At 66.6% G+C, this 13,989-nt stretch carries 11 protein-coding genes and 1 riboswitch; all 11 genes read right to left on the reverse strand.

The features are described 5' to 3' along the window. Position 1: 1 nt before the first annotated feature. The 11 genes from ACIQLD_RS05320 to ACIQLD_RS05370 all read right to left on the reverse strand — a co-directional run bounded on the left by ACIQLD_RS05320 (position 2) and on the right by ACIQLD_RS05370 (position 13,976). Positions 2-1,666 (reverse strand): dipeptide ABC transporter ATP-binding protein, encoded by a 1,665-nt coding sequence (locus ACIQLD_RS05320; protein WP_402605901.1) that lies wholly within the window; start codon positions 1,664-1,666, stop codon positions 2-4. Then, complete coding sequence (locus tag ACIQLD_RS05325) at positions 1,663-2,604, reverse strand: ABC transporter permease (RefSeq protein ID WP_402605904.1); 942 nt, start codon at positions 2,602-2,604, stop codon at positions 1,663-1,665. The genes ACIQLD_RS05320 and ACIQLD_RS05325 overlap by 4 nt, the downstream gene beginning before the upstream one ends. Then, positions 2,594-3,523 carry an ABC transporter permease gene (locus ACIQLD_RS05330; RefSeq protein ID WP_402605906.1) on the reverse strand — a complete coding sequence of 310 codons (930 nt, stop codon included), beginning with the start codon at positions 3,521-3,523 and terminating at the stop codon, positions 2,594-2,596. The genes ACIQLD_RS05325 and ACIQLD_RS05330 overlap by 11 nt, the downstream gene beginning before the upstream one ends. Before the next feature lie 94 nt (positions 3,524-3,617). Beyond that, the gene (locus ACIQLD_RS05335) at positions 3,618-5,261 is read right to left on the reverse strand and encodes an ABC transporter substrate-binding protein (protein WP_402605909.1); all 1,644 of its coding nucleotides are present in this window, start codon (positions 5,259-5,261) and stop codon (positions 3,618-3,620) included. 219 nt (positions 5,262-5,480) lie between these two features. Continuing rightward, positions 5,481-8,330: an aminomethyl-transferring glycine dehydrogenase gene (gcvP, locus tag ACIQLD_RS05340; protein ID WP_402608485.1), complete on the reverse strand. Its 2,850-nt coding sequence runs from the start codon at positions 8,328-8,330 to the stop codon at positions 5,481-5,483. 61 nt (positions 8,331-8,391) lie between these two features. Then, complete coding sequence (gene gcvH / locus ACIQLD_RS05345; protein ID WP_402605911.1) at positions 8,392-8,769, reverse strand: glycine cleavage system protein GcvH; 378 nt, start codon at positions 8,767-8,769, stop codon at positions 8,392-8,394. Next, entirely contained in the window at positions 8,766-9,890 is a 1,125-nt protein-coding gene (gcvT, locus tag ACIQLD_RS05350; RefSeq protein ID WP_402605913.1) for a glycine cleavage system aminomethyltransferase GcvT, read from the reverse strand. The genes gcvH and gcvT overlap by 4 nt, the downstream gene beginning before the upstream one ends. A gap of 154 nt (positions 9,891-10,044) precedes the next feature. Continuing rightward, positions 10,045-10,139: riboswitch (glycine riboswitch) on the reverse strand. A gap of 145 nt (positions 10,140-10,284) precedes the next feature. Then, positions 10,285-11,166 carry an ABC transporter ATP-binding protein gene (locus tag ACIQLD_RS05355; protein WP_402605916.1) on the reverse strand — a complete coding sequence of 294 codons (882 nt, stop codon included), beginning with the start codon at positions 11,164-11,166 and terminating at the stop codon, positions 10,285-10,287. After that, the gene (locus ACIQLD_RS05360) at positions 11,163-12,014 is read right to left on the reverse strand and encodes an ABC transporter ATP-binding protein (RefSeq protein WP_402605919.1); all 852 of its coding nucleotides are present in this window, start codon (positions 12,012-12,014) and stop codon (positions 11,163-11,165) included. Before ACIQLD_RS05360 ends, ACIQLD_RS05355 begins: the two co-directional genes overlap by 4 nt. Continuing rightward, positions 12,011-12,988, reverse strand: coding sequence for an ABC transporter permease (locus tag ACIQLD_RS05365; protein WP_402605922.1), 978 nt, complete (start codon positions 12,986-12,988; stop codon positions 12,011-12,013). Before ACIQLD_RS05365 ends, ACIQLD_RS05360 begins: the two co-directional genes overlap by 4 nt. Continuing rightward, the gene (locus ACIQLD_RS05370) at positions 12,981-13,976 is read right to left on the reverse strand and encodes an ABC transporter permease (protein ID WP_402605925.1); all 996 of its coding nucleotides are present in this window, start codon (positions 13,974-13,976) and stop codon (positions 12,981-12,983) included. Before ACIQLD_RS05370 ends, ACIQLD_RS05365 begins: the two co-directional genes overlap by 8 nt. Positions 13,977-13,989 lie beyond the last annotated feature (13 nt).

Genomic DNA, 13,989 nt, shown 5'->3' on the forward strand with positions numbered 1-13,989 from the left:
ATCAGAGGCCGCCCAGAGGGATCGACGCACCGGGAATGGCCTCGAGCAGGCGACTCGTGTACTCCTGCTTCGGGTTCGCGAAGGTCTCATCGACCGTGCCCTGCTCGACGATCCGGCCGCGCTCCATGACGCAGACCAGGTCGCTCGAGACACGCACCACCGCGAGGTCGTGCGTGATGAACAGGTAGGTGAGCCCGAGCTCGGTCTGCAGGTCGGCCAGCAGCTTGAGGATCTGGGCCTGGACGAGCACGTCCAGAGCCGACACGGCCTCATCCAGCACGACGATGTCGGGCTTCAACGCCAGCGCGCGCGCGATCGCGACACGCTGACGCTGCCCGCCCGACAGCTCGCTCGGATAGCGCGTGGCCAGATCCTGCGGCAGCGACACCTGATCGAGCAGCTCGCGTACACGCTCGCGTCGAGACGTACGATCGCCGACCCCGTGAATCTCGAGCGGCTCCGCGATCGTGTTCTCGAGGTTGCGCAGCGGATCCAGGGAACCATACGGGTCCTGGAACACCGGCTGCATGCGACGTCGAAGACCGAACGACTGCGCCCGGGAGAATCCGGACACATCCATTCCGTCGATCTCGATCGTTCCCGACGTGGGTTCCTCGAGCTTGAGGACCATCTTCGCGACGGTCGACTTGCCCGAGCCCGACTCGCCGACCAGTGCCAGCGTCTTTCCGCGCGGGATCTCGAACGACACGTCGTCCACAGCACGGAACATCTCGCTGCGGAACCCACCCTGGCGGATGCGGTAGTCCTTCGTGAGAGCAGCCACGCGAACGGTCGGCGGGATGTCGGCGAGGTCGTCGAGCGTCTCGACGCCGCGGTCCTCGACCACGGCCTGGATGCGCTGCGATGCCACGCTCGGCGCCGCGGCGACCAGACGCTTCGTGTAGGGGTGCTGCGGATTCTGCAGGATCGCCTTGCTCGGCCCCGACTCCACGATCGAGCCGTTCTGCATCACGATCAGCCGCTCAGCGCGCTCGGCCGCGAGACCGAGGTCGTGGGTGATCAGCAGCATCGAAGTGCCGCGGTCGCGCGTCAGGCTCGCCATGTGGTCGAGGATCACGCGCTGCACGGTGACATCGAGCGCCGACGTGGGCTCGTCCGCGATCAGAAGCCGCGGGTCCGCTGCCAATCCGATGCCGATGAGCGCACGCTGGCGCATTCCGCCGGAGAACTGGTGGGGGAACTGACGAAGCCGCTTGGCCGCGTCGGCGAGACCCGCCTGCTGGAGCACCTCGATCGCGCGGGCACGGACCGCGGCACGGCCCTGCGCGAGACCGTTCGCACGAACCGCCTCCTCCACCTGGAAGCCGATGCTCCAGACGGGGTTGAGGTTCGACATCGGGTCCTGCGGCACGTAGCCGATCGCCTTGCCGCGAACCCGCTCCATCTCCCGCTCGGAGAGGGTGGTGAGCTCCTGCCCCTCCAGCGTGATGCTGCCGGAGGTGATCCGCCCCGTGCCCGCGAGGAGCTTGATGATCGATGTCGCGGCCGTCGACTTGCCCGAACCGGACTCGCCGACGATCGCGACCGTCTCCCCCGCCATGACATCGAAGCTGATGCCGTGCAGGACCTGTCGTGTGCCGTTCTGCGTGTCGAACGCGACCGTGAGATCGCGAACGCTCAGCAGCGGAGCTGTCGATTCGTTCATCGGCGTGCCCTCGCCCTCGGGTCGAGGGCGTCTCGGATGAGCTCGCCCAGGAGGATGAACGCGAGCACCGTGATGGTGAGCGCGATCGACGGATAGATCAGCGCCATCGGCGCGACGCGCAGGGAGCGCTGCGCCTGGCTGATGTCGTTGCCCCAGGACATGACGTCGCTACCGAGCCCGACACCGAGGAAGCTCAGTGTCGCCTCGGCGACGATGCCACCGGCCAGAGCCAGGGTCGCCAGCACGAGCAGCGGAGCGAAGGCGTTCGGGATCACGTGCGACAGGAGGGTGCCGAAGCGCCCCTTGCCGAGCGCAGCCGAGGCCATCACGAAGTCCGCCTGCTTCACCCTGAGCACTTCTGCCCTGACGACGCGCGCCGTGGCAGCCCAGGCGAACCCGCCGATCGCGAGAGCGAGCGTGAAGACGTTGCGGTACTGCGAGAACACCGTCATCACGACGACAGCCGCGAGGATGTAGGGGATCGAGAAGAAGATGTCGCCGATGCGGGAGAGCACCGCGTCGAGCCACCCGCCGTAGTAGCCGGCGAAGGCGCCCATGATCAGCCCGAGAGTCGAGCTGATGAGGGTCGCCAGCAGGCCGACGCTGATCGACGTGCGCGAGCCCCAGACGATGCGAGACCAGATGTCGCAGCCCTGGAACGTGTACCCGAGAGGGTGTCCGGCTGCCGGTCCTGCATTGGAGTTCGCAAGCTCGCACTGGTTGTTCGGAGGCGTCTGCGTGAAGAGCGTCGGCCACAGGGCCATCAGCAGGATGAGCGCGACGATTCCGAGGGAGATCCAGAACGACGGACGGCGGCGCAGGTCGGTCCACGCGTCACGCCAGAGGCTGGCGGGCTTGCCCTTGACATTGATGGCATCCGTCGGCGGCTGTTCGGCCACCACCGGTGCGACATAGTGGGTGGGACGGTCACTTGACATAGCGGATCCTCGGGTCGAGCAGCCCGTAGAGCAAGTCCACGAGCAGGTTGACGAGAACGTAGATGATGACGAACACCGTCACGAACGACACGATGGTCGGTCCTTCGTGCCTCAACGTCGCCTGGAACAGGGTCTGTCCCACGCCGGGAATGTTGAAGATGTACTCCGTCACGGTCGCTCCGACGAGGAGCACACCGAAGTTCGTCGCCGAGTTGGTGATCACCGGGATCAGGGAGTTGCGCAGCACGTGCACGGGGATCACGCGGTTGCGTGACAGTCCCTTGCCGTAGGCCGTGCGTACCCAGTCCTGGTTGAGGGTGTCGAGAACCGAGCCGCGCATCAGACGCATGCTCGTCGCATACAGGCTCAGTCCCAGCACGATGGCGGGCAGCCAGAGGTCGCCCCAGTCGTTCTGACCACCGACCGTCGGACGGAACCAGCCCAGCTTGATCGCGAGGAAATACTGCGCGAGGAAGGCGACGACGAAGATCGGCATCGACAGGAACACGAGAGAGCTGATCAGCGACACGTGGTCGAAGAACTTGCCCTTGCGGAGCGCGGAGAGCGTTCCGATGATGATGGCGAGCGTGAACTCGATCGCGATCGCCATGATCGCCAGACGCCCCGTGATCGGAAGCGTACGCGCGAGGACGGTGCTCACGGACTCACCGGAGAACGTCGTTCCCATGTCGCCCTTGAAGACGCCGGTGATGTAGTAGAAGTACTGGACGAGGAACGGGTCGTCCAGGTGGTACTGCGCTCGGATCGTGGCGAGCAGCTGCGGGCTCGGCGGTTTGTCACCGAAGAGCGCCGCGATCGGGTCACCCGGCATCAGGAAGACGAGCGCGTAGATGAGAAGCGTCGCACCGAAGAAGACCGGGATCAGCTGGAGAAGTCGCCGCAGGGTATAGGCGAGCATCCTTGCTCCTTTCGTGGAGTCGGAGTCAGCCGGAGTGCACGACGCGAGGCGGTGACGTCGCCGCCACCGCCTCGCTGCCGTTCACTCCAAGGAACTACTCGGCCTTGGTGATCTCGTAGTAGAGCGGAACAGAGTTCCAGCCGACGGTGACGTTGTCGACCGAGTCGCCGAAACCGCCGATGGAGTTCTGGTACCAGAGCGGGATGACGGGAAGGTCGTTGAACAGGATCTCCTGAACCTTCTCGTACGCCGCGTTGGCGTCGTCGGCGCTCGTCGCCGCTGCACCCTCTGCGAGCAGTGCGTCGACCTCGGGGTTGGAGTAGTCACCGTCGTTCGACGATGCACCCGTGCCGTACAGCGGCTGCAGGAAGTTGTAGACGGCGGGGTAGTCGCCCTGCCATCCGGAACGGTTCGCCGTCTGGATGGTGCGCTTGCCGGCGTCGTCACGAGCGTTAACCGCTGCGCGGAGCGTGGCGAGGTCGACGTACGGTGCGCCCGACGCCTCGATGCCGAGCGTGTTCTTCAGCGAGTTCGAGACCGCGTCGACCCACACCTGGTGTCCACCATCGGAGTTGTACGCGATCTGGAAGGTTCCCGACCACGGCGCGATGGCGTCAGCCTTCGCCCACAGCTCCTTGGCCTTCTCGGGGTCGTACTTCAGGACGTCGGACCCGGGAACGCTGTCGCTCCAGCCGTCGATGACGGGCGTGGTGAAGTCGCTCGCCGGGGTACGCGTGTCGGCGAAGATCTTGCTCGTGATCTCGTCGCGGTTGATAGCCATCGAGATCGCCTGACGACGCAGGGTGCCCTCTTCGCCCGAGAAGTGGGCGAGCTGGCCACCGATGGTGAACGACTGGAAGATCGCGGCGGGCTGGTTGGTCGCCCGCTCGCCGAGCTCGTCCTCGAACACCGCGAGGGAAGCCTCGGGGATCTGGTCGATGACGTCGATGTTGCCACCGAGAAGGTCGGCGTATGCGCCCTCGGGAGCCGTGTAGAACTTCAGCGTGAGGCCGCCGTTCTGCGCGACGCGCTCACCCTTGTAGTCGTCGTTCTTGACCAGGTCGATCTGAACGTCGTGCTGCCAGGCACCGTCCTTGGCGAGCATGTACGGACCGTTGCCGATCGGGTTCTCCCCGAAGGCATCCATGTCTTCGAAGGCCGCGTCGGGGAGCGGGTAGAACGCCGAGTAGCCCAGGCGGGTCACGAAGTCGGATGCGACATCGCTGCTCAGGTCGATCGTGAAGGTCTGGTCGTCGACCTCGGTGAGGCCGGTGAGCTCGGAGTCCGCGTCGGGGTTGAAGCCCACGATGTCCGCGAACCAGGACTGGTTCAGCTGAGCGTTGGAGAGCTGTGCGCCGTAGTTCCACGCATCGATGAAGTTGTGAGCGACGACGTCTTCACCGTTGGTGAACTTGTGGCCCTCCTTCAGCTTCACGGTGACCTTGTTCGGGGCGTCGACGGTGATCGACTCGGCCATGTCGTTGACGAGGGCGCCGTCGCCGTCGTAGAAGGCGAGGCCGGCGAAGATCGAGTCGAGGATCTTTCCTCCACCGACCTCGTTGGTGTTGGTCGGGATCAGCGGGTTCTCCGGCTCATTGCCGTTCGCCGAGATGATGGCCGACGTCGAGCCCTTGGAGCCCTCGTCGCCCGAGTCGTTCCCGCCTGCACAACCGGCCAGCGCCAAGGCGCCGATCACGAGCAGAGCGCTGCCCGCGAGGGCAATCCTGTTTCTTTTCACTTTTCGTCCTCCTGTGGACAGTGCTGAGTCTGCGCGCTCACCGTCGAACACGCAGGGATACCTGAGCGTAACCCGCCGCTTCGCCCACAGCCGCCCTCAGCTAACGAACTGTTACTGAGTGGTGACCATCTGTAACACCCGGGAAACACCGAGAAACAGAAGACGGTGCCGCACTCCCACCCGGAAGCGCGACACCGTCTGCTCAGATGAGCACGCGGATCAGGCGAAGGCCTCGACCGGCGGGCAGGCGCACACGAGGTTGCGGTCGCCGTAGGCCTGGTCGATACGACGCACCGGCGGCCAGTACTTGCCGGCGACCAGCGCATGCACCGGGTAGGCGGCATCCTCGCGCGAGTACGCGTGGTTCCACTCCCCCGCGATGAGCGAGACCGCAGTGTGCGGCGCGTGCACCAGCGGGTTGTCGTCCGCCGGCCAGCGACCGGCAGCCACGGCCTCCGCCTCGGCCTTGATCATGACCATGGCCTCGATGAAGCGCTCGATCTCGTCGAGGTCCTCTGACTCGGTCGGCTCGACCATCAGGGTTCCCGCGACGGGGAACGACATGGTCGGCGCGTGGAAGCCGTAGTCGATGAGGCGCTTGGCGACGTCATCGACCGTGACGCCGGTGGCTTCCTTGAGGGGACGCAGGTCGAGGATGCACTCGTGCGCCACCCGACCGTTCTCACCGGTGTACAGCACCGGGAAGTGGCTGCCGAGGCGCTCGGCGATGTAGTTCGCCGAGAGCACGGCCGCCGCGGTGGCACGGCGCAGCCCGTCGGCGCCCATCATGCGCACGTACGCCCATGAGATCGGGAGGATGCCCGCGGACCCGTAGGGAGCTGCGGAGATCACCCCGCCCTCGAACGTGAAGCCGCCGAAGTGCTCGGCGCTCTGTGCCAGCGGGTGCGAGGGAAGGAACGGTGCGAGGTGCGACTTCGCCGCGACCGGACCGATGCCGGGGCCGCCACCACCGTGCGGGATCGCGAACGTCTTGTGCAGGTTGAGGTGCGAGACGTCGCCGCCCAGGTCGCCGAAGCGCGCATAGCCGAGCAGGGCGTTGAGGTTGGCGCCGTCGACGTACACCTGTCCACCGGCGTCGTGCACGGCGGCCGTGATCTCGACGACCTGCTCCTCGTACACGCCATGCGTGGAGGGGTAGGTGATCATCAAGGCCGACAACTCGTCGGCGTGCTGGGCGATCTTCGCGCGCAGGTCGTCGAGGTCGACGTTGCCGAGCTCGTCGGTCGCGACGACGACGACCTTCATGCCGGCGAGCACGGCCGAGGCCGCGTTCGTGCCATGCGCCGATGACGGGATGAGGCAGACCGTGCGGTGCACGTCGCCGTTCGCGTGGTGGTACCCGCGGATGGCGAGGAGCCCCGCCAGCTCGCCCTGCGAACCGGCGTTCGGCTGCAGGGAGACCGCGTCGTAGCCGGTGACCTCGGCGAGCCAGCCCTCGAGCTGGTCGATGAGCTCGATGTAGCCCTGCACATCGGCGGCCGGCGCGAACGGGTGGATGCCTGCGAACTCGGGCCATGTGATCGCCGCCATCTCGGTGGCCGCGTTGAGCTTCATCGTGCACGACCCCAGCGGGATCATTCCGCGATCAAGCGCGTAGTCGCGGTCGGAGAGGCTCTTCAGGTACCGCATCATGGCGGTCTCCGAGCGGTGCGAGTGGAAGACCGGGTGCGCGAGGTACTCGTCCTGACGCAGCAGGTCGTCGGGAAGCCGGCCGTGCTCGGACGCGGCGATGTACCCGAAGGAGCGCCCGGTACCCGACGCGAAGCAGCCCGCGACTCGGTCGAGGTCGGTGAACGTCGTGGTCTCGTCGACCGAGACGCCGACGGTGTCGGCGTCGACCTCGTGGAGGAGATAGCCCTCCTCGTGCGCGGCAGCGACGATCTCGGAGGCGCGGCCCGGCACGCGGACGCGGAGTGTGTCGAAGAATTCCGGGTGCTCGATGTCGAGCTCGAGCTCGATGAGCCACGTGGCCAGAGCGTCCGCCTTGCGGGCCACGTCCACGGCGATCGCTCGCAGCCCATCGGGGCCGTGGTAGACGGCGTACATCGATGCCATGACGGCCAGCAGCACCTGGGCGGTGCAGATGTTCGACGTCGCCTTCTCGCGACGGATGTGCTGCTCGCGCGTCTGCAGCGAGAGCCGGTACGCGGGCTTGCCGTCGGCATCCACCGACACTCCCACGAGTCGACCGGGCAGCTGACGCTCGAGGCCGGAGCGGACCGCCATGTAGCCGGCGTGCGGCCCGCCGAAGCCCATCGGCACGCCGAAGCGCTGGGTCGTGCCGACCGCCACGTCGGCGCCGAGGGAGCCGGGAGAGGCGATCAGGGTGAGGGCGAGCAGATCGGCCGCCGCGACGGCGAGAGCCCCGGAGAGGTGCGCGGCGTCGAAGACGGCGGACGGGTCCCAGACTCGACCCGATGCCCCGGGATACTGCACGAACACGCCGAAGAGGTCAGCGGGCAGCTCCTCGCCAGCGGCGAAGTCGACCGTGACGATCTCGATGCCGAGCGCCTCTGCACGTGTGGCGAGCATCGCCCTGGTCTGCGGAAGGGCATCAGAATCCACCGCGAACACGGTCGACGCCGACTTCGAGGCGCGACGGGCGAGCAGCATCGCCTCGACGACCGCGGTCGACTCGTCGAGCATCGATGCGTTGGCGGTCGTCAGGCCCGTGAGTTCTGCGACCATCGTCTGGAAGTTGATGAGCGCCTCCAGGCGCCCCTGGGAGATCTCCGGCTGGTACGGCGTGTAGGCCGTGTACCAGGAGGGGTTCTCCAGCACGTTGCGCTGGATCACCTGCGGCGTGATGGTGCCGTAGTAGCCCAGGCCGATCATCGGTCGGTTCACGGTGTTGCGCGACGCGAGCGTCCGGAGTTCGGCGAGAGCCTCGGTCTCACTCGCGGCGGACGGGATGAGCGAGGGCGCATCTGTGGCATCGGACGACGGACCGGTGTAGATCGACGCGGGCACGGCCTGGCGCATGAGCGCCTCGACCGGGCTCAGCGCCGACTCGGCTGCGGTGGTGTCGAGACCGAGGGCGGCGAGCATCGTGCGCTGCGCGGCATCGGTGGGTCCGATGTGACGATCGGCGAAAGTGACCACTGGAGAATCAGCCCTCCGTGAGAGCGACGTAGGCGTCGCGGTCGAGCAGTCCGTCGAGAGCTCCGGCGGCGACGGAGACCTTGAGCAGCCATCCGCCCTCGAACGGCGCCGCGTTGACGAGGGACGGGTCGTCCACCGCCGCGTCGTTGATCTCGACGACCGTGCCCGAGACGGGAGCGTAGAGCTCGCCGACCGACTTCGTCGATTCGATCTCGCCGACGACTGCTCCTGCGGTGACCTCGGTGCCGACGGCGGGGAGCTCGACGAAGACGACGTCGCCCAGCTTCTCAGCGGCGTAGTCGGTGATCCCGATGGTCACGGCGTCGCCGTCAGCGGCGATCCACTCGTGCTCTTCGGTGTAGTGGAGTGCGGCGAGGTCGGTCATTTGGTCCTCCGGTAGAAAGGCAGGGCGGTCACGGTCGCGGGGATTCTGGTCCCCCGCACATCAAGGAATACTGCTGTTCCCTCTTCCGCGGAAGATGGGGTCACGTAGGCCATCGCGATCGGATGACCGAGGGTGGGGCTGAGCGCGCCGCTCGTGATCTCACCGAGCACCGCCCCGTCTTCGCCGACCACGGCGTAGCCGGCGCGACCGGCGCGCTTGCCCTCGGCGACGAGTCCGACCAGGACAGGTGCTTCCGATGCGTCGGCCGACTCCGCAGCGGCGGAGAGCGCGTCCTTGCCGACGAAGCTCTCCTTCGCGGTCACGACGACCCGCCCCAGGCCCGCCTGCGCCGGCCGGGTGTCGAGGCTCAGCTCGTGTCCGTACAGGGGCATACCCGCCTCGAGCCGCAGGGTGTCGCGCGCGGCGAGTCCGGCGGGGACGAGGCCGTGGGGCGCGCCCGCGGCGAGGAGCGCATCCCAGAGCGACGCGGCGCGGTCGGCGGCGACCAGAAGCTCGAAGCCGTCCTCGCCGGTGTAACCGGTGCGCGCGAGGAGGACGGGCACGCCTTCGTAGTTCGCGGACGCCCAGGCGTAGTACTTCTGCTCGGTCCAGGGAATGCTGACATCGGTGATGTCCGGCGTCGCGGCGAGGATGGCTTCAGCCTGCGGCCCCTGCACGGCGATGAGCGCATAGTCGTCGGAGACGTCCTGCACCACGACATCGAAGCCGTCGGTGCGATCGCGCAGAGCAGCGGAGACGGCGTCGCGGTTGCCCGCGTTGGAGATGATGAGGAAGTCGTCCTCCTGAAGGCGGTAGACGATCACGTCGTCGATGATCCCGCCGGACTCGGCGAGCAGGAGCGAGTACTTCGCCTTTCCGACGACCAGCGCCGAGAGGCGGCCGGCCAGGGCGTTGTCGAGGAACTCGGCGGCCCCGCTGCCACGGACCGTGAACTCGGCCATGTGCGAGATGTCGAAGATGCCCGCGCTCTGGCGCACGGCGTGGTGTTCGGCGAGGTCGGACGTGTACCGCACCGGCATCTGCCAGCCGCCGAAGTCGGTGAACGATGCGCCGAGCGCCTCATGGCGTGCGCGCAGCGGGGTGTAGCGGGGGTCGGACATGGAGTTCTCCCGGGCTGTGTCGGGCGGAACGGCGACACCGTCGTTCCTCGGAACTCCCCCTCTGTCATGGGCCTGAGAGCTTCACCCGTGCACGGAGGCGGGGCTTTCACCGTCGGCGGATCCGCAGAGTCGCCGGATCGCTTTTCAGAGTGGCCGGAACCGCGCGGTACGCGTACCTGAGAGATTGGCGGGGAGGCTTGCTCCTTCGGTGCCCGGCTGCGTTCGCCGGGGCTCTCCCGCGTGGGTCATTCGGCCTGTCTTCAATTGTGGGTCCAGTCTAGCCGGTCGGATCCTCGGTGCCGGATTCTCGGGAGCGGCGTTCGAATCGCGTGAATGGTCCTGTTTCTGGGTCAGGAGCGACCATTCACGCGATTCGAAGGCGGAGTGCCGGCCGTCAGCGGGTGATGCCGAGCTCAGCCCGCACCTCGTCGCGGAGGCGGCCGAGGTTGTCGGGCTCTGGTGCGGCGCCGAGGAGCGTCTTGGTGTATTCGTGCTGCGGGTTGAGGATGACCTCGTCCGCGGGGCCGCGCTCGACGACGTCGCCCTTGTAGAGCACCATGATCTCATCCGAGAAATGCCGAGCCGTGGCCAAGTCGTGCGTGATGTACAGCACACCGAGGTTCTCCTCGCGCTGCAGGTCAGCGAGCAGGTTCAACACCCCGAGCCGGATCGACACGTCCAGCATCGAGACCGGTTCGTCGGCGACGATGAACCGGGCGCCCGGGGCGAGAGCACGCGCGATCGCGACCCGCTGTCGCTGCCCGCCCGACAGCTCGTGAGGGCGGCGCTCTGCGAACGACTCCCCCGGGGTCAGACGCACCCGCTCCAACAGCTCCACCGCCCGCTCGCGCACCTGCGCCCGCGACAGCTCCGGGTGGTGCAGACGGATCGGCCGCTCCAGGTGATGCACGATCGTGTGGAACGGGTTCAACGACGCGAACGGGTCCTGGAACACCATCTGCACATCCGCGCGATACCGCTCCAACGCCCGCCCTCGAGCCCCTGACGCCTTCCCGTCCAACAGGATCTCGCCACTGGTGGGCGTCTCCAGCTTCATCAACATCCGCGCGATCGTCGACTTCCCCGACCCCGACTCCCCCACCAGCGCGACCGTCTTGCCCGCCTCGATCGTGAACGACACGTCCTTCACCGCATGGAGGATGCTGGTCTTGAATCCCGACCGCAGGTGGAAATCCTTCACCAGATTCCGCGCCTCCAACGTCGCCGTCGATCCGGTCGAGCTGCTGGCCGTCTGCGTGTTCGTGTTCGTGGTCATCGCACGCCCTCCTGGCTCACACCGGTGCGTACGAAATCGCCCCGCTCGCCCTTGAGCGACGGGAAGCTCGACAGCAACCGCTTCGTGTACTCATGCTGCGGAGACCGGTAGATCTCCTCCGCCGTCCCCTCCTCCACGATCTGCCCCTGCAACATGATCGCGATCCGGTCACTGATCTCGATCAGCATCGGCAGGTCATGCGTGATGAAGATCACCGCGAATCCGAGCTTCTCCCGCAACCGCATGAACTCCCGGATGATGCCCCGCTGCACGACCACGTCCAACGCCGTGGTCGGTTCGTCCATGATCATCACCTGCGGGTCGAGGGCCAGAGCCATCGCGATCATCATCCGCTGCCGCATGCCGCCCGACAGCTCATGCGGGAAGCTCGACAGGCGATTGGGGTCCACGCCGACGAGCGTCAGCAGTTCCTCCGCCCGCGAGGTCTTTGCCTTCTTGCTCATCCCGGGCCGGTGCGTGTCGAAGATGTCGAAGATCTGCGCCTTGACACTGATCACCGGGTTCAACGAGTTCATCGCCCCCTGGAACACCATCGAGATCTTGTCCCACCGGAACGCCCGCAGACCCTCGCCGTCCAGGCCCACGATGTCGATGTCATGACCATCCCGGTCATGGAACACGATCTCCCCGCCCGTCATCAGGGCCGGAGCCTTGAGCAGACGGTTCATGCCGTAGGCCAGAGTCGTCTTCCCACACCCCGACTCCCCCGCCAACCCCAGGATCTCGCCCCGGTTCAACGTCAAGGAGACGTTCCGCACGGCCTTCACCGGCGGATCCACTTCATACTCGATCGACACGTTCCGCGCCGTCAGGACCGGCTCGCTCATGCGGTGACTCCCTTGGTCTTGGCGGCCTTGCGCACACGCCGCGCGGCTTCGGGCGCATTGCGCAGCTTCGGATTGATGACCTCGTCGATCGCGAAGTTGATGAGCGACAGGCCGGCGCCGAGAATCGCGATCATGAGCCCCGGCGGGACGAACCACCACCAGGCACCGCGTCCGAGCGCCTGCCCCGACTGCGCGTCGTTGAGGATCGATCCCCACGTGATCGAGGAGTTGGGGCCGAGACCGAGGTAGGACAGGCCGGCCTCTCCGAGGATCGCGAAGATGATCGCGAAGAGGAACTGGGCCGTGAGCAGCGGCAGGAGGTTGGGCATGATCTCGACCAGGATCACGCGGAACGACCGCTCCCCCGCGACCTTCGACGCATAGACGTAGTCACGCGTACGTAGCGATCGTGTCTGAAGCCGGAGCACATATGCCGCCCCGGCCCAGGAGGTGATGCCGAGCACGAACGCGACGAGCTGCCAACTGCGCTGCGGCACGAACGAGGCGATGACCATCACCAGCGGAAGCCCGGGGATCACGATCATGACGTTCGTGAGGAGTGCGAGACCGTCTTCGCGCCAGCCGCCCAGGTATCCGGCCAGAACGCCGAAGAACAACGACAGCACGATCGCGATGCCGCCGGCGGTCACACCGATGAGCAGGGAACCCTGGGCGCCGATCGCCAGTTGCGCGAACATGTCGTTGCCGAGCTTGGTGGTGCCGAGCCAGTGTTCCGCGGAGGGCGGCTGGAGTGCAGGGTTCGCCGTGCTGCGCGGGTCCTGCGAGAAGATCGGTGCGATGATCGCGAACAGCACGATGGCCGCGACCAGGATCACGCCGACGATGAACTTCGGCGAGGTGCTGGGAAGGAAGCGACGACGCTTGCGCCCCTGCTGCGTGGCGAGCGAGACCGTGCTGGCCGGCGCGGTGACGGGTGGCTCCTGCGTCAGGAGCGGGTTCTTCGTGTCAGACATTCTGGCGAGCCCTCGGGTCGATGAAGCCATAGACGAGGTCCATGATGAAGTTGGCGGCGAGCACCGTCAGGGTGATGACGAGGAACAGTCCCTGCATCAGCGCGTAGTCGTTGTTGGTCACGGCCTGGAACATCAGCTTGCCGATGCCGGGGTAGGTGAACACCTGCTCCATCACGATGGAGCCGGCGACCACGAAACCAAGCGTGATCGAGAAGCCCGCGATCGAGGGGATCGCCGCGTTGCGGGCGGCGTACGTGGTGAGCACGCGGCGGGGCCGCAGGCCCTTCGCCTCCGCCGTCAGCACGTAGTCCTCGGCGAGCGTGGAGACCATCATGTTGCGCATGCCGAACATCCAGCCGCCGACCGAGCTGATCACGATCGTGACAGCGGGGAGGATCGCGTGGGCCACGGCATCGCTGAAGAACGCCCATGTCGGCTCGGGGCCATCCGGGAAGTCGAAGACGTCGTAGCCGCCGAAGATCGGGAACCACCCCAACCCGACGGCGAACACGGCGACGAGGATGAGCGCCATCCAGAAGTACGGGATCGACTGGAGGACGGTGGTCGCGGGGATCAGGTGATCGACCCAGGTGCCGCGCTTCCATCCGGCCCAGGCGCCGAGCACGACGCCGAGGACGAAGGAGATGACGGTCGCGGTGCCGACCAGGACGAGCGTCCAGGGAAGGGCGCCGGCGATGAGCTCCGTCACCGGAGTGGGGAACTTGGTGACCGATACTCCGAGGTCACCCTGGAACATGCGTCCCCAGTAGGACAGATACTGCTCCCAGAGAGAGGAGTCATCGCCGCCGAGCAGGAGCTTGATGTTGCGGATGGCGGTCTCGGAGACCTCACCGCCGGCTCGCTGCATCTTGGCGATCATGATGTCGGCCGGGTTCCCCGGCATGAGCCGGGGAAGAAGGAAGTTGATGGAGATCGCGGCCCAGAGCGTGAACGCGTAGAACCCGATTCTTCGTGCATAGAACTTCATGTCACTGTTTTCC

Source organism: Microbacterium sp. NPDC091662 (genome assembly GCF_044756705.1).
Taxonomy (GTDB): Bacteria; Actinomycetota; Actinomycetes; order Actinomycetales; family Microbacteriaceae; genus Microbacterium.